The 18,016-nt window shown below is 70.9% G+C and carries 17 protein-coding genes and 1 pseudogene; 5 read left to right on the top strand and 13 right to left on the bottom strand.

The annotated features are described in order from the left end of the window. Together ACWEPL_RS46850 and ACWEPL_RS46845 are read right to left on the bottom strand one after the other, a co-directional pair. Positions 1-79: pseudogene (locus ACWEPL_RS46850) on the bottom strand (aldo/keto reductase); the annotation flags it as partial. 559 nt (positions 80-638) lie between these two features. Further along, entirely contained in the window at positions 639-1,853 is a 1,215-nt protein-coding gene (locus ACWEPL_RS46845; protein ID WP_452440072.1) for an MFS transporter, read from the bottom strand. 86 nt (positions 1,854-1,939) lie between these two features. Here ACWEPL_RS46845 and ACWEPL_RS46840 point away from each other — a divergent pair, with 86 nt between their 5' ends. Then, a complete protein-coding gene (locus ACWEPL_RS46840; RefSeq protein ID WP_363966978.1) occupies positions 1,940-2,392 on the top strand; it encodes a winged helix-turn-helix transcriptional regulator in 453 nt (150 codons plus the stop codon). 262 nt (positions 2,393-2,654) lie between these two features. Continuing rightward, positions 2,655-3,197: a DUF6461 domain-containing protein gene (locus tag ACWEPL_RS46835; RefSeq protein WP_452440071.1), complete on the top strand. Its 543-nt coding sequence runs from the start codon at positions 2,655-2,657 to the stop codon at positions 3,195-3,197. Here ACWEPL_RS46835 and ACWEPL_RS46830 read toward each other — a convergent pair. Continuing rightward, positions 3,174-3,701, bottom strand: coding sequence for an N-acetyltransferase family protein (locus tag ACWEPL_RS46830; RefSeq protein WP_452440070.1), 528 nt, complete (start codon positions 3,699-3,701; stop codon positions 3,174-3,176). The genes ACWEPL_RS46835 and ACWEPL_RS46830 overlap by 24 nt on opposite strands. Positions 3,702-3,966: 265 nt before the next feature. On the opposite strand from ACWEPL_RS46830, the gene ACWEPL_RS46825 reads away from it, so the two are divergent. The 3 genes from ACWEPL_RS46825 (at position 3,967) to ACWEPL_RS46815 (ending at position 7,630) form a co-directional block, all read left to right on the top strand. Continuing rightward, the gene (locus ACWEPL_RS46825; RefSeq protein ID WP_452440069.1) at positions 3,967-4,728 is read left to right on the top strand and encodes an NAD(P)H-binding protein; all 762 of its coding nucleotides are present in this window, start codon (positions 3,967-3,969) and stop codon (positions 4,726-4,728) included. A 95-nt stretch (positions 4,729-4,823) separates the two neighbouring features. After that, positions 4,824-6,551 (top strand): hypothetical protein, encoded by a 1,728-nt coding sequence (locus ACWEPL_RS46820; RefSeq protein WP_452440067.1) that lies wholly within the window; start codon positions 4,824-4,826, stop codon positions 6,549-6,551. Between the two features lie 176 nt (positions 6,552-6,727). Continuing rightward, the gene (locus ACWEPL_RS46815; RefSeq protein ID WP_452440066.1) at positions 6,728-7,630 is read left to right on the top strand and encodes a TauD/TfdA dioxygenase family protein; all 903 of its coding nucleotides are present in this window, start codon (positions 6,728-6,730) and stop codon (positions 7,628-7,630) included. A 125-nt stretch (positions 7,631-7,755) separates the two neighbouring features. On the opposite strand, the gene ACWEPL_RS46810 is transcribed toward ACWEPL_RS46815, so the two are convergent. The 10 genes from ACWEPL_RS46810 to ACWEPL_RS46765 form a co-directional block, all read right to left on the bottom strand. Further along, on the bottom strand, positions 7,756-8,280 hold the full coding sequence (locus tag ACWEPL_RS46810) for a flavin reductase family protein (RefSeq protein ID WP_449907765.1): 525 nt from the start codon (positions 8,278-8,280) through the stop codon (positions 7,756-7,758). A 182-nt stretch (positions 8,281-8,462) separates the two neighbouring features. Continuing rightward, positions 8,463-8,987, bottom strand: a complete 525-nt coding sequence (locus tag ACWEPL_RS46805) for an NADPH-dependent FMN reductase (protein WP_452440065.1) — start codon at positions 8,985-8,987, stop codon at positions 8,463-8,465. Continuing rightward, a complete protein-coding gene (locus ACWEPL_RS46800) occupies positions 8,984-10,330 on the bottom strand; it encodes an LLM class flavin-dependent oxidoreductase (RefSeq protein ID WP_363966994.1) in 1,347 nt (448 codons plus the stop codon). The genes ACWEPL_RS46805 and ACWEPL_RS46800 overlap by 4 nt, the downstream gene beginning before the upstream one ends. Then, positions 10,327-11,277, bottom strand: a complete 951-nt coding sequence (locus ACWEPL_RS46795; protein ID WP_452440064.1) for an ABC transporter permease — start codon at positions 11,275-11,277, stop codon at positions 10,327-10,329. Before ACWEPL_RS46795 ends, ACWEPL_RS46800 begins: the two co-directional genes overlap by 4 nt. Further along, positions 11,270-12,076, bottom strand: a complete 807-nt coding sequence (locus tag ACWEPL_RS46790) for an ABC transporter ATP-binding protein (RefSeq protein ID WP_363966998.1) — start codon at positions 12,074-12,076, stop codon at positions 11,270-11,272. The genes ACWEPL_RS46795 and ACWEPL_RS46790 overlap by 8 nt, the downstream gene beginning before the upstream one ends. Beyond that, positions 12,073-13,083, bottom strand: a complete 1,011-nt coding sequence (locus ACWEPL_RS46785) for an ABC transporter substrate-binding protein (RefSeq protein ID WP_350736880.1) — start codon at positions 13,081-13,083, stop codon at positions 12,073-12,075. The genes ACWEPL_RS46790 and ACWEPL_RS46785 overlap by 4 nt, the downstream gene beginning before the upstream one ends. 174 nt (positions 13,084-13,257) lie before the next feature. After that, positions 13,258-14,382 (bottom strand): LLM class flavin-dependent oxidoreductase, encoded by a 1,125-nt coding sequence (locus ACWEPL_RS46780; RefSeq protein ID WP_452440061.1) that lies wholly within the window; start codon positions 14,380-14,382, stop codon positions 13,258-13,260. Then, positions 14,379-15,413 (bottom strand): LLM class flavin-dependent oxidoreductase, encoded by a 1,035-nt coding sequence (locus ACWEPL_RS46775; protein WP_452440060.1) that lies wholly within the window; start codon positions 15,411-15,413, stop codon positions 14,379-14,381. Before ACWEPL_RS46775 ends, ACWEPL_RS46780 begins: the two co-directional genes overlap by 4 nt. Next, the gene (locus ACWEPL_RS46770; RefSeq protein ID WP_452440059.1) at positions 15,410-16,624 is read right to left on the bottom strand and encodes an LLM class flavin-dependent oxidoreductase; all 1,215 of its coding nucleotides are present in this window, start codon (positions 16,622-16,624) and stop codon (positions 15,410-15,412) included. Before ACWEPL_RS46770 ends, ACWEPL_RS46775 begins: the two co-directional genes overlap by 4 nt. Further along, complete coding sequence (locus tag ACWEPL_RS46765) at positions 16,621-17,943, bottom strand: NtaA/DmoA family FMN-dependent monooxygenase (protein ID WP_452440057.1); 1,323 nt, start codon at positions 17,941-17,943, stop codon at positions 16,621-16,623. Before ACWEPL_RS46765 ends, ACWEPL_RS46770 begins: the two co-directional genes overlap by 4 nt. Positions 17,944-18,016: the final 73 nt, after the last annotated feature.

Genomic DNA, 18,016 nt, shown 5'->3' with positions numbered 1-18,016 from the left:
CGTGCAGCGCCTCCATGGTCTCCTCGATGGGCGTCTCGTCGTCCCACCGGTGGATCTGGTACAGGTCCACGTAGTCGGTGTCTCCGCCACGCCCGCGCAGCCGAAGGTGGAGGCGGTGGCGACGCAGCCGGTGAAGCAGCTGACCGAGCTGGCGGAGCCGAAGCAGCCGTCGGCCGGGGCCTCGGTGCCGGCCGCGACCTCGAGCTCCTCGATGCTGAACTGACCGGCGGGCTTCGGGGGCAGCGGCGGCGTGGCCACACCCTCCGGGTACGCGATGCCGTACTCGGCCAGCATCAGGCGAGGCTCGCGGCCGTAACGGCTCTTCACGTCGTCCTCCGACCACGCGGCGGCGATCAGCCTGGCGAACTTCTTGCGGTCCTCGTCACCGAGAATGTAGAGGCTTTCGGCCATCGGGCCCACTCTCCTTCCGCCTCGGCTCGCAGCCGAGATCCGATGGGAGTGGCAGCGGGCATCTGGACTGCTCGCTGCCCCTTGTTGCAGGTCAAGCCTCGCCCGCCGGGCCCCTTCGCCGGTAGAAACAACTAACACGAACCCCTGTGATAACTGTCATGTGACACTTCCCTCAGGTGACGCCGGCGGGCGCGGGAAGACCCGAGAGGCGAACGCGCCATCGAGTGTCAGCGGGACGTGTCCGATACGGACGCACGTGGTTGCTGCGCCGGCGGTAGAGCGGTGAAGCGCCGGGTCGAGGTGGCGACGAGGAGTCCGAGTGCGGCGTAGGCCGCGCCGAGCAGGCTGGCGGCCGGCCATCCGGCGGCGCTGTAGGCCCAGGTGGTGGTGATCGCACCGAGCGCGGAGCCGAGGGAGTAGAAGGCCATGTAGGCGCCGATGACGCTGCTGCTCTGGTCGGGGCGGGCGTTGGTGAGCAGGTGCTGGCTGCTGACGTGAACGGCTTGCACGGCGAAGTCCAGGACGATGACGCCGACGATCAGCGGCCACAGCGACGACCCCGCTTGGGCGATCAGCAGCCACGAGGCCGTGAGCAGGGCCAGCGACCAGCCGGTGACCGAGGACGCCAGCCCCCGGTCGGCCCATCGGCCGGCCCGGGCCGCGCCCAGTGCCCCGGTGAGACCGGCGAGTCCGAACAGTCCGATCTCGGTAGTGCCCAAGTGCCACGGCGCGGCGCCGAGCGGGAGCGCCAGCCCGCTCCACAGCGTGCCGAAGGAGGCGAACAGGAAGAACGCGACCAGTCCCCGGCTGAGGAAGAGCCGGTCGCCGACGACCAGACGACCCAGCGATGACAGCAGTTGCCCGTACCGGGCTCGGGGGCGGCGGATGTCGGCCTCGAGGGTGAATCGGGCGGCGAGCGCGAGCATCCCGCAGAGTCCGGCGATCACGAGGTAGACCATGCGCCAGTCGGCCAGCTCGCCCAGCGTGCCCGCGACCACCCGTACGCCGAGGATCCCGATGACCACGCCCGAGGTGACCGCTCCGATGTTGCGGCCGCGCTCGCCGGCCGGTGAGACGGCGGCGACGTAGGCCACCGTGATCTGGACGACCACGGCGAACAGTCCGGCCAGGGCCAGGCCCGCGATCGCGACGACACCACTGGGTGCGGCGGCGGCCACCCCCGCACCTACTGCTGTGAGCAGCAGGTGCACCGTGATGAGTCTGCGGCGGTCGAACAGGTCACCGAGCGGGACCAGCAGCACCAGCCCCGCGAGATAGCCGATCTGGCCGGCGGCGACCAGCCACCCCAACGCTCCTTCCCCCAGCCCGAGGTCCTGGCCCGCGGCCTCGATGACCGGCTGGATGCCGTAGATGGTCGACACCGCCACCGCGCACACCAGCGCGAGCACGGCCCGCTGCCTCCCGGTCAATCCTGACGACATATCACCCTCCAGTAAGTTGCAAAATGCAACTCATCTGAAGCTAGGGCATACTGGTTTCATATTGCAACTCATCTTGGAGGGGGCCGGTGGACGTCGCACTCGCCGCAGGAAGCGTTTGGACCGACCCGGCCTGCCCGGTCGCACGGACCGTCGACCTGATAGGCGACCGGTGGAGCCTGCTGATCATCCGCGACGCGATGGACGGGGCGACGACCTTCACCGAGTTCCTTCAACGGCTGGGGATCGCCCGCAACATCCTCACCGACCGGCTCCGCAAACTGGTCGAGCACGGCATCCTTGACAAGAGCGCCGCGGCCGACGGCAGACGGCACACGTACCGGCTCACCGAAGCCGGGCTGGACCTCTTCACGGCCGTCGTCGCCCTCCGCCAATGGGGCGAGCGCCACGCCTTCGCCCCGGACGAGTCGCACTCCGTTCTCGTCGACGACCAAGGGCGGGAGCTTCCCGAACTCCACCCGCTCAGCCGAGACGGCGCGCCGCTCTCTGCGGAGGCGTCGCACGTTCGGAAAATTGCCTGAGCCCAGCCGCGCCAGTCCCTGTCCCATCGGGCTCGCCGGGGTGGGTCACCCTGACGCGTCGGACGGACGTCGTTACTCGAGTGCACGGCGGAGCCCGCGAACGGCATTGATGAGCGCAGGCCCTCCAGCGGCTTCTTCGTAAGAATCAAGCAAGGCACCCCGCAACCCAGCACCCCTCCTCCGAGAGGCAGCCATGCAGTCACCGACCTACCTGCACGACCTTCTGGTCTCGACCATCTTCACCGAAGGGCTCGATGGCGAGATGGACCTGTGGGCGCTGGGATTCAGCGCCATGTGGGTCAAGGGCGCGGACCTCGACGCACTCGCCCTGGACTGGTGCCTGGACCTCGCCACCCGTACCCCGTGCCACCTGAGCGAGATCCTCGATCACAACATCGACGACGGATCCACCTGGGTTGCCGAGGCCAACGGCTGGATCGGCATCGTGCCGGCGCATGCCGACGGCGAGTGCCTGCGTTCCATCACCGAAGGTGGCCGGCAGGCTCTCGGCCTCCGCATGGACATCAACGGCAACGCATATTTCGATTACGCCCGTGACGGGCACATACTCGTCTCATTCGACCCGACCTGGCCGGAGAAGCGGTACGGCGACGACCCGCACGCGCTCGATCACCTGATGGACGGACTGCGCTTCCAGATCAGCGATGACGACGTCCTCGACGATCGTGTGGAGGAAATGGAGAGCATCAGCTCCGCCTTGGCGCTGATCGGACGTATCACGGAAACCGACATCGCCACCGACTCGTTCCTGGCGCAGCACTCATGCATGAGGCCCACCTCCTGACGTGCTCGCCGCCGGTTCCCGCACCATGAAGACGTCGACCGGGTCCTCGGTCTCCACAGTGAACCCGTGGCGTTCGTACAACCGTTGCGCGGCGCTTCCCCGCAGGACGTTCAGCCGGACGGTCAGGCCTTCGGCGTCGGACCGCTCCAGCAGTTCGCGCAGCACGGCCGAGCCGAGGCCGCGGCCCTGGAGTTCCTGGGCGAGGTAGAAGTGCTCGAACCACCACGCATCCTCGCCCGGGCGGAATGTCACGCAACCCGCGAAGTCGCCGTCCGTCAAGATGAGCGACGTGTAGTCCGGGGAGAAGGCGTCCCGGAACCGCTGCCGGACCCGGTGCTCGTCGAAGCGGCCCAGCCGCTGCAGGTCCGGGCGCATGACCGACGCGCGCAGGTCCGCGATCGCCTCGACGTCTGTCGGCTCCGCGCGGCGCAGCGTCCACGTCATCGGGTGGTCCGACCCGATCCCGTGCGTCGCGAACCCCGGCCGCCTCCCGTCTGTTGTCATGCGCGGGAGTATCCCAGAGGGCCGTTCGCGGGCTGGTAGCCGGGGGTGGCCGGTCGGGCCCGCAGGCCGGGCGACCGAGGGTGGGCGGGCCCGCCGGCGCCGGTGACCAGGGTGGGTGGTCTGGCAGGCCGAGGGCCGGGATGGTGGGCTCGTAGGCCGGTGACCGGGGTGGGGCGTAGGCCGGTGACCGGGGTGGGTGGGAAATGGGTGGCAGGCGGCGGGTCGTGGGCGGTTGACTTGGCCGATCTTCGTCGGAGGGAGTTCCATGATCGTGGTCACCGGGGCGTCCGGGGCGCTCGGTCGTCTGGTCATCGACCGGTTGTCCGGTCAGCCCGATGTGGTGGCCGTCGTGCGCGATCCCGTACGGGCCTCGCAGGGCGTCCGGGTACGGCGGGGCGACTACGACGAGCCGGACAGCCTGCGCGAGGCGTTCGAGGGGGCCACGCGGCTCCTGCTCATCTCGTCGCCGGAACTCGACCCGGCGCGCAGGATCAAGCAGCACCTGGACGCGGTCGCGGCGGCGGCCGACGCCGGGGTCGGCGCCATCGCCTACACGAGCCTGCTGGGAGCGGGCACCGTCGCCACCGGCGCCACCGAGGCCCATCACGCCACCGAACGGGCCATCCTCGACAGCGGCCTGCCGTACACGCTGCTGCGCCACCCCTACTACGGCGATGCCTTCGTGCCGCAGGTCTCCGGCGGCGAGCTCGCCGGCAGCACCGGCGGGCGCGGGCTGAACACCGCTTTCAGGTCCGACCTGGCCGAGGCCGCCGTTCAGGTGCTGACCGGGGACGGGCACCTGGGGCGGGCGTACGACTTCACCGGGCCGTTGTGGACCTACCGGGAGGCGGCCGAGGTGCTGGGGGTGCCGTACCGGGAGATGCCCGATGCCGGGCCGGGACCGATGAGCTGGCTCAATGCGCAGGTACGGGCGGGGGCACTGGAGTTCCAGAGCCCGGATCTGGCCCACGTGCTGGGCAGGCCCGCAGAGTCGATGCTCGATCGGCTGCGCGAGCAGCACGCCTGACTCCTCGGGCCTCAAGTTTCGCCCAAGTCCCGCACAACCCTCTCCCGCCAGACTCCCGGGATCAGTCCGATCTTGAGGAGATTGAGGAGATCGAGGTGCGTAAAGCATGGACGGCGCTGGCCGCCGCCCTGGCGCTGGCAGGCGGCCTGACCGCCGCGCCGGCGCAGGCTGCGGCCGCATCGGTGAAAGTGGGCAGGGTGACGGCCTCACCTGCCCGATATGCGGGCTCGTGTCCGGCCACCACGGCGTTCGCGGCCAAGGTCGCGGTGCGCGGCGCGAACAGGGTCACCTACCGCTGGCTGCGCGGCGACGGCACCAAGGGGCCGATCCGCACGGCCCAGGTCAAGGGCGGGGCGGTGGTCGTACGGGATCGGCAGATGTTCGCGGCGAGCGCGTCGGGGTGGCAGGCGCTGCAGGTGCTCAGCCCTCGGAAGGCGACCTCGGCCAAGGCCCGCTTCACGGTGTCGTGTGACCCCCTGCGGCTGGAGGACGTTTCCGAAGACAGAACGCGCATCGGGGTCACGCTGGCCACGCCCGCGCCGTACCGGGGAGCGTGCCGGGCGCCCGGCCGCACGGTGACGTTCGACGGGCGGATCACGGTGTCGAGGACGCCGGCGGCGGTGGCGTACCGGTGGGTGGACGGCGACGGCGGCGCCGAGCCGGTCGAGCGGCTGTGGCTCACCGCGCGGAGCACGGCGGTCAGCTCCCGCCGGACGTTCCTGACCGGCCATTCCGGCCACCGCCGGCTGGAGATCCTGGACGTCAAGGGCCGCGTGACGGACTCCGCCCAGGTCCCCTACCGCGTGACCTGCACCGACCCGCCCGAGCCCGGCCCGGTCGCCGCCGCCGCCAACCCGCGGGTGACGCCCGCGCGGTACGAAGGGCCGTGCGGACGGCCGGTGGAGTTCGTGTTCCGCGTCGACCTCGCGGTCACCAAGCCGGCCAAGGTCACCTACCAGTGGGTACGCGGCGACGGCACGACGATCCCCGGCGAGGTCATGCTCGGAGGAGACCTGACCACGGTGCTGGAGACCACCTGGAAGGTGACGGACCCGTCGAAGGTGAGCGGCGGCTCGGCGTACTTGCGCGTCCTCACCCCGAACGCGACCACCACCCAGCCTGCCGCCTTCACGATCACCTGCCGGGACGGCGACGCGGTCACGATCACCGGAACCCAGGTCATCGAAAGCCGGAACCCGCAGCCCTGTCCGGGAACGTCCAAACAGTTCACGATCCTCTCGCAGGTCACCCCGACGCCCTCCGCGTCGCTGCCGCTCACGATCAGCTACCGGTGGCGCTGGGCCGACGGCAGCTACACCGCGCCGTTCACCCACACCTTCACCCAGGCCGCCGCACTGCGTCCGCAACGGGTCTGGGACGAGTGGATCAGCAAGACCGGCAAGATCTGGCTGGAGGTGACCGCGAACGGCAGGGTCACGCGCGGCGAGGCGATCGGCTACGCGGTCGACTGCGGTGGCAAGCCGCCCGCGGATTCATACCCGCACGTGGTCTCGGTCACCGAAGCCTCCATTACCCCGGCGACCTACCGGGGCGAGTGCCCGGTCACCTTGAAGGCCCGGGCCAAGGTGACGGTGTCGGCGCCGATGGAGCAGATGGTGTACGCGCAGTGGTACTTCGACGAGACCCTGGCCGCCTGGCTCGACGGCGCGGCCTTCCCGCCGGGTGATCCGCTGACCAAGGTCATCGAGCGCGAGTTCATGGTGGACGAGTCCACGGGCAGGACCGTCACCGGATACATGGAGACCAGGCTGCCCAACGTCGTCGCCTCAGGCCCGATGACGTACTCGGTCACCTGCACCTAGAAAAACCCTAATTCCCTACCAATTCAATTGACTTCAGAGGTGGGGCGATCTACGTTTGATGGCGTGACGACGACGGCTCTGACCATCCGGGGTCACGTGGACTTCTGCCGCGTGGCCAGCGCGCTCTGTCCTTCCTTCCGAACGCAGGCAACCCCTCTAACGGAAGGAAAAATCCCATGTCATCCCTGTCCATCATCCCCGTCGCCGGCCGGATAGGCGCGGAGATCTCCGGCGTACGGCTCGGCGGCGATCTGCCTGCCGACGTCGTCGCGGAGATCCGCCTGGCGCTGCTCGGCCACAAGGTGGTCTTCTTCCGCGGACAAGACCATCTCGACGAGCAGAGCCAGGTGGCCTTCGCCCGGCTGCTCGGCGAACCGACCGCCGCCCACCCGACCGTCCCCTCGCTCGACGGGAACGACCACGTCCTCGACCTCGACTACCGCGACGGCCAGAAGGTGGATCGCTGGCACACGGATGTGACGTTCGTGGACCGGCCGCCGCTGGCGTCGGTGCTGCGGGCCGTCACCGTTCCGGCGGCCGGCGGCGACACGCTGTGGACCAACACCGTGGCCGCGTACGACCACCTGCCCGCCGAGCTGCGGGACCTGCTCGACCGGCTGCAGGCCGTGCACACCAACCAGCACGACTACGTCCGCATCGCCACCTCCGACAATCCCGAACGGGCGCGGGAACGCGCCGAGGTGTTCGCCTCCACGGTGTTCGAGACCGAGCACCCGGTGGTGCGGGTGCACCCGGAGACCGGCGAACGCTCGATCCTGCTCGGGGACTTCGCCAAGCGGCTGGTGGGGCTGTCGGCGCACACGTCCGCCTCGCTCATCCGGCTGATCCAGGAGCACGTCACCGAGGTCGAGAACACCGTGCGCTGGCGCTGGGCACCCGGCGACGTCGCCATCTGGGACAACCGGGCGACGCAGCACCGGGTGGTGCACGACTTCGGCGACCGTCCGAGGCGGCTGCACCGGGTCACGATCGCCGGTGACGTGCCGGTGGGCGTGGACGGCCGGCCCAGTGTCGTGCTGAAGGGCGACGCGGCCGCCTACTCCCCGATCGCCGCCTGACCTCTGCTCCTTGTGCATGGCCCTGGCCCCGATGATGTGGCCAGGGCCATACGCATGTCCGGGCCCTGTGGGTGCAAATGGAACGGCCGCCCGGCGATGTGCCGGGCGGCCGTTCAGTCGTTTCTCTAGGGGTGGGCGATGAAGCGGCCGAAGCGGCCCTGGTGGTAGATGAGGGGACGGCCCGGGCTGTGCACCCTGGCCTCGGCGACCAGGCCGACCACCAGGGTGTGGTCGCCGACGTCCACGGTCTCGTGCGGGAGGCAGATGAGGTGGGCGGAGACGTCCTGGAGCAGGGGCGCGCCCAGGGGTCCCGGACGCCAGCGGGTGGGCTCGGCGAACCGGTCGATGTCCTTGCGCGCGAACCTGGCGGCCAGCTCGGCCTGGTCGCTGGCCAGGACGTTGACCGCGAAGTGGTCCGCGTCGCGCAGCCAGGGCCAGGTGGTGGAGGACTGGTCGACGTAGAACGAGACCAGGGGTGGGTCGAGGCTGACGGAGGAGAAGGATGTCGCCGTCAGCCCGACGGGGATGCCGTCGTTCTGGGCGGTGATGATGACGACCCCTGCGGCGTGTACGGCGAGCGCCCGGCGGAACCCGTCGGGGTCGACCGCACTCCTCTCCGGCTCCTCCGGGGCCGGGCGCGTCGCAGGCACCGTCGGCGCCTCGGACGCGTGCCCATTGCGGGAGCCAGGCACAGGGCGGGAGTCGGACACAGGGCGGGAGTCGGACACAGGGCGGGAGTCGGGCACAGGGCGGGGGTCTGAGGTGCGGCGGGCGTCCCGGGCCTGGCGGGCCTCTCTGGCTCGGCGGGCCTCCCGGGCGGCCACCGTCTCCGTCACGAAAGCGCCCCTTCCTTGAGCACAGCGGTCACCTGCGGCGCCACACGATCGGCCCACCCCGCCACCACCTCTCCCAGCTCCGGAATCTGCGACTCCAGCACCGCCAGTCCCGGTGTCGGCACGAAGGCGCCCAGTTCCACCAGCAGCGGGCGCAGGTGCACCTCCACCGCCAGCGAATGCTTGGGATCCCCCATGACCAGGAGCGGCAGCGCCGACGTGCCCGCCAGCGCGTCCGGTGGCAGGCGGTCGAGGAACGACTTCAGCAGCCCCGTGTACGTGCCCTTGTAGGTGGGGCTCGCCACCACGACGGCGCTCGCGCCGGTCACCAGCTCCAGGGCCGCGCGCACCTCGGGGTGTGCGACGGGCGAGAGCAGGTGGGGCGCGAGGTCCGACAGGTCCACGACCTCGTACGCCTCCGAGGCGGCTCCCAGGCGGTCGCCGACGGCCTGGGCCGCGGTGGTGGCCACCGAGAGGGTGCGGGAGCCGGGCCGGGGGTTGCCCACGAGGGTCACGATGCTCATCGCGCCACCGCCACTTCGCGCCGAGCAGCCCGACCGGCGGCGGCGTAGCGGGACGGGGGTCTGGGCAGGCCGTAGTTCTCGCGGAGCGTGCGCCCCTCGTACTCGTACCGGAACAGGCCCCTGATCTGCAGCTCCGGCACCACGTGGTCGACGAAGTCGCTCAGGCCGCCGGGCAGGATCGGCGGCATGACGTTGAACCCGTCGGCCGCGCCGGCCAGGAACCATTCCTGGAGCTGGTCGGCGATCTGCTCCGGCGTTCCCGCGACCACGCGGTGGCCCCGGCCGCCCGCCAGGCGGTTGAGGAGCTGCCTGACCGTGAGGTTCTCGCGCCTGGCCAGGTCCACGACGAGCTTGCGGCGGCTCTGCGCGCCCTCCGTCTCCACGGGCACGTCGGGCAGGGGGCCGTCCAGCGCGTCCTCGGTGAGGTCGATGCCGGTCATGTGGGAGAGCTGCGCCAGCCCGTACGCGGGGATGATCAGGTCCTCCAGTTCCTTCTCCAGCCGCAGCGCCTCGCGCTCGGTCGAGCCGATGATCGGCGAGATGCCCGGCAGGATGAGCACGTCCTCGTGCCGCCGCCCGTAGGCGGCCAGCCGCCGCTTCAGGTCGGCGTAGAACTCCTGCCCTTCCCGCAGGGTCTGCTGGGCGGTGAAGACGGCCTCGGCGTAGCGGGCGGCGAAGTCCTTGCCGTCCTCCGAGGACCCGGCCTGGACCAGGAGCGGGTGGCCCTGGGGTGAGCGGGAGGTGTTCAGGGGGCCGCTGACCGAGAAGTGCTCCCCCGCGTGCTCGATCGGGTGGATCTTGCCGGTGTCGGCGTAGTCGCCGGCGACGCGGTCACCCAGGATCGCGTCGTCCTCCCAGCTGTCCCACAGCTTCCGCGTGACCTCCAGGAACTCGCCGGCCCTGGCGTAGCGGTCGGCGTGCGAGGGACGGACGATGCCGAAGTTGCGGGCCTCGGCCTCGCCGGCGGAGGTGACGATGTTCCAGCCGGCCCGGCCGCCGCTGATGTGGTCGAGCGAGGCGAACTTGCGGGCCACGTGGAAGGGCTCGTTGTACGTCGTCGACACGGTGGCGATGAGGCCGATGTGATCGGTGACGGCGGCCAGGGCCGACAGCAGGGTCAGGGGTTCGAGGCCGCCGAGCGCGTTGTGCCGGACGTTGCCGTGCAGGGCCACGCCGTCGGCGAGGAAGACGGAGTCGAGCTTGCCGCGTTCGGCGATCCTGGCGAGCTCCTGGTAGTGGCGGACGTCGGTGAGGCGGGCGGGTTCGGTTCGGGGGTGTCTCCAGGCCGCCTCGTGGTGGCCGACGCCCATGAGGAAGGCGTTCAGGTGGAGCTTTCTCGTCAAGTGGTCCTCCAGGTGGAGAAGCGGCGCTCGACGCCGACCAGGAGCAGGTTGAACAGCAGGCCGAGTACGGAGATCGTGATGATTCCCGCGTACATGTCGGGGATGCGGAAGCTGGACTGGGTGTCGAGGATGAGATACCCGAGTCCGGCCTTGGCGCCCACCATCTCGGCGAAGAGCAGGACGAGGATCGAGTACGCGCCCGCCAGCCGCACCCCGGTGAAGATGGTGGGCACGGCGGCGGGCAGGATCACCTTCTGGAACAGGCGGACCGGGCCGAGGCCCATCGACCTGGCCGACTTGATGAGCAGCGGCTCGACGGTCTTCACGCCGCTGATCGTGTTGAGCAGGATCGGCCACGCGCACGCGTACAGCACGAAGGTGACCTTCGTCGTCTCCCCGATGCCCAGGATCAGCGTGAACACCGGGAGCAGCGCCACCGCAGAGGTGTTGCGGAACAGCTCCAGCAGCGGGGTGAGGAAGTCGGCGACCGGTTTGTACCAGCCGATCAGCAGGCCGAGCGGGATCGCCAGCACGATGGCCAGGCCGAAGCCGGACAGCGAGCGGGCGAGGGACGCCTCGAGGTGCTCGGGGAGCTGGCCGCCGACGAGGAGGTCGTACCAGGCGACGAGGTTCTCCGAGAGCGGCGGGACGAAGACGGGGTCGACGACGCCGAGCCTGGGCAGCACCTCCCAGGCGGCGAGGAGAAGCAGGATGGCGGTGGAGTTCGTGACCGCCCGCCTGAGCCACCGCCCGCCGAGAAGCCGCCGGCGCGACGGCTCCGTCAAGGCCAAAGCCGAGGTCGGAGCCGGAGTCGAGGCCGGGGTCGGGGCCGAGGCCGGGGTCGGAGCCGAGGTCGGGGTCGGAGCCGGGGTCGGGGTCGGAGCCGGGGTCGGGGCGGCCTCGTCGTACTGGTGGACGTCGCCGGGGAGCAGTTTCTGGTCAGCCACGACTGGTCGCCACCTTCCGCTCCTGCACCTGCGCCGCCGCGACCTCTTCCCGCAGCAGCCCCCACACCCGGTGCCGGTATTCCCCGAACGCCGGATCCGCCCGCAGATCTCCCTCGCGCGAGGCGAAGCGCACGTCGATGACCTCCTTGATCCGCCCCGGCCGGGAGGTCATGACGGCGACCCGCTGCCCGAGGTAGACGGCCTCGTCGATGCCGTGCGTGATGAACACGACGGTCTTGCCGGTCTGCTCCCACACGTGCACGAGTTCCTCCTGGAGGGACTCGCGGGTCTGCGCGTCCAGGGCGGCGAACGGCTCGTCCATCAGCAGCACGTCGGGGTCGAACGCGAGGCTGCGCGCGATGGCCACCCGCTGGCGCATGCCGCCGGACAGCTCGTGCGGATAGCGCTCCTCGAACCCGGCCAGCCCCACGAGGGCGAGGTGCTCGCGGGCCTGCCGCGCCCGTTCCTTCCTGGGCACGCCCTTGGCCTCCAGCCCGAACTCGACGTTGGACTGCGCCGTGCGCCAGGGGAACAGCGCGTACTGCTGGAAGACGATGCCCCGGTCGAGCCCGGGCCCGGTCACCTGCGCGCCGTCGATGAGGATCTCCCCGGACGTCGGCGCGGTCAGCCCGGCGATGAGGTCGAGCAGGGTGGACTTGCCGCAGCCGCTGGGGCCGACGAGCGTGAGGAACTCGCCCTCGCGCACGTCGAGGTCGATGCCGGACAGCGCGGTGAACGGCTGGTCGGCGTCCCTGACCTGGAACGTCTTGGCCACGTTCCGGATGCTGATCTTGGTCATGACCCGCTCCCGCCGGCATAGGGGTTGAACTGGTTGGTGTAGAGGTCGGAGACCTTGACCTGGCCGGGCTTGATCTCGCCCTCGCGCTCCAGCCAGCCGGTCCAGGTCTTGAACTCCTGGTCGGCGATGACACCGCCCTTGGCGGCGATGCCGGTGCTCTTCCAGAACCGCACGGCGTCGGCGCTCTCGTTGCGGCCGCGCTTGGCGATGATCTGCTGGAACTTGGCGACGACCTCCTCGCGCGAGTGGGTTTGCGCCCACTCGATGGCCTTCGCGAAGCCGGTCACGAACGTCTTGACGGTGTGGGGGTTGGCGGCGATGAAGTCCTCGCGGAGCACGACGGACCCGGCGGTGAACGGGCCGAACAGGTCCACGTCCTTGAACAGGGGGCGCAGGCCGCCGCGCTCCAGCGCCTTGTCCCTGAGCACGCCGCCGAGGGTGCCGACGTCGAGCTGCCCCTGGCGCAGGGCCTGCTCGGTGTTGACCGGCGGGATCACCACGAGCTGGACCTGCTTGACCTCCTCGGGCGTCAACCCTTCGCGCTTGAGGTACTCCTTGATGACGGCCTCGTGGTGGGCGCCGAGGGTGTTGACGCCGATCTTCTTGCCGATCAGGTCCCGGGCGGACCTGATCGGGCTGTCCTCTTTGACGTAGTAGCCGTTGTAGGTGGCCTGGTCGGAGCCGTAGTAGCCGATCACGGCCTTGATCGGCGCCTTGGCGGCCTTGAGCTTGACGATGGCGCCGTTGAAGGCGCCGCCGAAGTCGGTCTGCCCGGTCGCGGCCGACTGGATGTCCTGGGGGCCGGAGGTGGTGTTGCCGACCCACTTGAGCTTGACGTCGCCGAGATAGCCGAGCTCCTCGGCCAGCTCGGGGAAGGTGACGTTGCCGGCGCTGCCCTGGTAGCGCAGCACCTTCACCTCTTGTTGGGGGTTCGCCTGGGCCGTGCCGCAGGCCGCCAGGACGGCGGACATCAAGGCGGCCAGGAGGGCATGTCTGGTCTTGATCACGTTGTTTCCTCTGAAGGGGAGAGAGGGGGGTTCAGCGGTACGTGATCAGCGACACTGCGCGCTGGCGACGTGGCCGAAGTCCACGTGCGGGCGCCGGGTCAGGTAAAGGCCCATGCCTACGAAACTACGTTCCCCGGTCCCTAAAGTCAACTTTTCCTACTGGACATACATGAATTACCCCCAGGCGTCCGCGAGCAGCTCATACGAGCGGACGCGGTCGGCGTGGCCGTGCGTGATGGTGGTGATCAGCAGCTCGTCGGCCCCGGTGACCCGCTGGAGCACCCGCAGCCCGTCCGCCACCGCCTCCGGGTCGCCGACGAACTGGGTGTCGAGGCGGTCGGCCACCAGCTTCCTGTCCTCCTCGCTCCACACGTGGGCGTCGGCCTCCTCCGGAGTGGGGTACGGCATCGCGCCCTGCCCGGTGCGGATGCTGCGCACCCACAGGCCGTAGGGCTTGGCCAGCTCCCGCGCCGTGGCCGCGTCCCGCGCCACGACGACGTCGGCGGACACGATCACGTACGGCTCCTCCAGGACATCGGACGGCTTGAACGCCTCCCGGTACGCCTCCACCGCCTCCAGGACACTGGCCGGGCTGACGTGGTAGTTGGCCGCGAACGGCAGGCCCCGCTCCCCCGCCACCTGCGCGCTCTGGCCGCCGCTGCTGCCCAGGATCCACACCTCGACGTCCGCACCCTCGCCCGGGATCGCATGGGCGCTCCGCCCGTCGGCGGAGGTGTAGGTGCCGGCCAGGAACGCCTGGACGTCGTCGAGCTGGTCGGCGAAGTCCGGCGTCTCGGCGCCGGGCTGCTGGAGGAGGGAGGCCTGGACGGCGAGGTGCGGCGCCGCCCTGATCAGCGCGGAGAAGTCGAACGGGGGCGGGATGAGCAGCCCGTCCACCACCCTCGCCTCGGAAGGAGGAGGCTCCGGGGGACGTTCCGAGGGGCGGGCGAGCTCGGCGCGGCGCTGGCCGGAGCGGCCGAGACCCAGGTCGATGCGCCCCGGATGGGCCGCGTCCAGGAGGCCGAACTGCTCCACCACCGCCAGCGGCGTCTGGTGGCCGAGCTGCACCGCCCCCGAGCCGACCCGGATCCGGCTGGTCGCCGCGGCGACCAGCCCGATGAGCACGGCGGGCGCCGAGCTGGCCACGCCGGCCGCGAAGTGGTGCTCGGCCAGCCAGTACCGGCGGTAGCCGAAGGACTCGGCCCGCCGCGCCAGGTCGACGGTGTTGCGGATGGCGTCCCGGGCGGTCCCGCCGGAGGGGATCGGCGCCAGGTCGAGGATGGACAGGGGGACCGTCATGAGGAACCTCCCGGGAACGGCCTGCTGGGTATCTCCTTGCGCAGCACGGGAGCGATGTCCGACTGGAACAGCTCCAGCGCCGAGCGGTGCTGCGCGTCCGTCAGCCCGTCGGCGTCCGCGTGCAGGTGCATCACCTCGTGCCCGAACCGGTCGTGGTAGCGGTGCACCTTGTCGATGATCTGCTGCGGGCTCCCGACCAGGATGGAGCTGCGCTCGATGGCGTCCTCCAGCGAGTGGAAGACGAGCGGGGCACCGTACCGCTTGAAGGTCTCCTGGCGGGCCTCGAAGATCGGCCGGTACGTCTCGATGGCCTCCTGCGAGGTCTTCGCGGCGTAGTAACCCGCGGTGCCCGCTCCGACCAGGGCTTCGGCCGGGTCGTGCCCGTAGTGCGCCCACCGCTCCCGGTAGTGGTCGATCAGCTCGGCGTAGGGCTCGATGGGGTTGGTGACGTTCGCGGAGAAGAGCGGGTCGCCGAAGCGCGCGGCCAGGTCCACCGACTCCTTGCTGGTGGCGCTGCCGTGCCAGACGCGCACCGGCCGCTGGAGCGGGCGCGGCCAGGTCTCGGCCTCGGTCAGCGACGGCCTGAACCGCCCCTCCCAGGTGACCTTGTCCTCCCGCCACAGCCTGCGGAACAGCTCGTACGACTCGCGGTTGCGCTCCCACTGGTCCTCGGCGGTGACGTGGAAGAGCTGGGCCTGGGCGGCGCCGTTCCCCTTGCCGATGATCAGTTCGAGCCGCCCGCCGGACAGGTGGTCGAGGGTGGCGTAGTCCTCGTACGCCCGGACCGGGTCCAGCAGGCTGAGCGTGGTGACCGCGGTGAACAGCCGGATGTGGGAGGTCCGGGCGGCGATGTGGCTGAGCACCACGGGCGGGGAGGAGGAGATGAACGGCCGCTCGTGCCGCTCCCCCACCCCGAACCCGTCGAACCCGAGCTCCTCGGCCAGGACCGCGTTGGAGACGACCTCGCGGAATCGCTCGTTGGTGGACGTGCGGCCGTCATGAACGATCAAGGTGATGGCCAGAAATTTCACGCAATATCTGCTTTCTGGGAGGCGTAACGGTTGATCGCGCGCGGCAGGCCGAGGTGCCCGCGCAGCGTGGCGGCCTCGTACCGGCTCCTGAAGGCGCCGCGCCGCCGCAGCTCGGGGACCAGCTCACGGGTGATCGCCGCCAGGTCGTGCGGCACGGCGCCGGGCCGCAGCCGGTACCCCTCGATCCCGGCCTCCTGCCAGTCCAGCAGCAGGTCGGCCAGCTCGGCGGCGGTGCCGGCGAAGGTGTACGCGTCCGAGTCGGGCGGCGCGGCGAGCCCGTCGAGCCGGGCCCTGCGCTCGGCCGCGTCGTCGCCGACGTGGACGAGCAGGTCGGCCAGGATCTTGAGCGGGTGCCCGTCCCTGGGACGGCTCCTGACCTGCTCGACGATGTCCCGCGCGTGGTCACGGCTGTGCGGGGTGACGAAGACGACGTCGGCGGCGCGGGCCGGCAGCTCGTACGGCACCGGCGACCCACCGTGGTCGAGCACGGTCACGACCGGCTGCCCCTGCGGCGGCCTGGGCGTGATCGACGGCCCCTTGACGGAGAACCGGGATCCGGCGAAGTCGATGTAGTGGAGCTTGTCCCGGTCGACGAACCGGCCGGTGGCCACGTCGCGGATCTCGGCGTCGTCCTCCCAGCTGTCCCACAGCCGCCTGGCCACCTCCACGGCGTCGGCCGCCTCCTCGAAGAGGTCCGCGATGAGCTCCCGGGCCCGCTCGTCGGGCTCCCACCGGCCCGCCGTGTCCCGTTTGGGGATGAGCGCCGGGATCTCCCTGCGGCCGAAGTGGGCCGCCTCCCAGGCGCGGGCCGAGACCTGGACCCGCCACCCGGCGCGCCCCAGGCTGACGTGGTCCAGGCTCGCGATGCCGACCGCCACGTGGAACGGCTCCGTGTGCGTCGTCGTGGCCGTGGGCACCAGCCCGATGCGCGTGGTCAGCGGCGCGAGCGCCGCCGCGAGCAGCACCGCGTCGAACCGGCCGCGCACCTGGTCGGTGCGGTCGTCGGGCCCGTCGAGGCCCGAGGACTGCAGGCCCAGAGCGTCCTCGATGGTGACGAAGTCGAGCAGCCCGCGCTCGGCCTCGGCGACCAGCCCGGCCCAGTGGCGGGCGGTGAACAGCTCCCGCGCGTCGACGGCGGGGTCCCGCCAGGCGGCGGGATGCCAGCCGGCGCCGTCGAGCGCGACGGCCAGGTGCAGGGGCGGCCGCGTCATGCCGCGCCTCCCAGCCCGAGGTGGTCGCGGAGCGTGGCGCCCTCGTAGTCGGTACGGAACACGCCGCGTTCCTGCAGCAGCGGCACCACCTCGGCCACGAAGTCGTCCAGCCCGCCCGGCGTGAGGTGCGGGACCAGGATGAATCCGTCGGCGGCGTCCGTGCGCACGAACTCCTCGATCTGCGCGGCCACGGTCGCGGGCGAGCCCACGAACGACTGCCGCCCGGTCATGTGGATCACCAGTTCGCGGATGCTCAGCTCCTTCTCCTCGGCCACGGCCCGCCATCGCGCCGCCACGGCGACCCGGTCGGCCACCTGCACCCGGCCCTGGGAGACGCCCTGCTCGACGGCGGGCTCCACCTCGGGCAGCGGCCCTTCGGGGTCGTAGGCGGACATGTCCCGGCCCCAGATCTGCTCCAGGAAGGCGATCGCGGTCTGCGGCCCCACCTGCTGGCGGCGGATCTCGGCGGCGCGCTCGGCCGCCTCGGCGTCGGTGTCGCCGAGCGCGAACGTCGCCGCCGGCATGATCTTGAGCTGGTGCGGCTGCCGCCCGTACGTGGCCAGCCGGCGTTTGACGTCGGCGTAGAAGGCCCGGCCCTCCTCCAGGGTGCCGTGGCGGCTGAAGATGACGTCGGCGTTGGCCGCGGCGAACTCCCTGCCCTCGTCGGAGTCCCCCGCCTGGATGACCACGGGGTGGCCCTGCGGGCCGCGCGGGACGTTGAAGCGCCCCTCGACGGTGAAGTGGCGGCCCCGGTGGCTGACCGCCGAGACGGACCCGGGCCGCAGGAACCGCCCGCTCTCCTGGTCGGCGAGCACGGCGTCGGGCCGCCAGGAGTCCCACAGCTCGCGCGACAGCCGGACGAACTCCTCGGCCCGCGTGTAGCGCTCGGAACGATCCAGGTAGCCGCCGCGGCGGAAGTTCTCGCCGGTGAAGGCGTCGGAGGTGGTGACCACGTTCCAGGCGGCCCGGCCCGCGCTGAGGTGGTCGAGCGTGGCCAGCCGCCTGGCCAGCTCGTACGGCTCGTTGAAGGTCGCGTTGACGGTGGCGGCCAGCCCGAGGCGTTCGGTGACGGTGGCGAGCGCGGCCAGCACGGTGAGCGACTCGGGGCGGCCGACCACGTCCAGGTCGTGGATACGGCCCTTCAGCTCGCGCAGCCGCAGGCCCTCGGCCAGGAAGAAGAAGTCGAACTTGCCCCGCTCCGCGGTGCGGGCCAGGTCGGCGAACGACTCGAAGTCGATCTGGCTGCGGGAGCGGGGGTCGGTCCAGACGGTGGTGTTGTTGACGCCGGGGAAGTGCGCGGCCAGGTGGACCTGCTTCATGCGACCTGCTCGCGGCGGCAGGGGACGTCACATTCGGTCATGATGTGCTCCTTGGCTCAATACCCAGTTAAAC

The organism is Nonomuraea sp. NPDC004186 (assembly GCF_053603495.1).
This window is presented reverse-complemented; position numbering and strand designations above follow the sequence as displayed.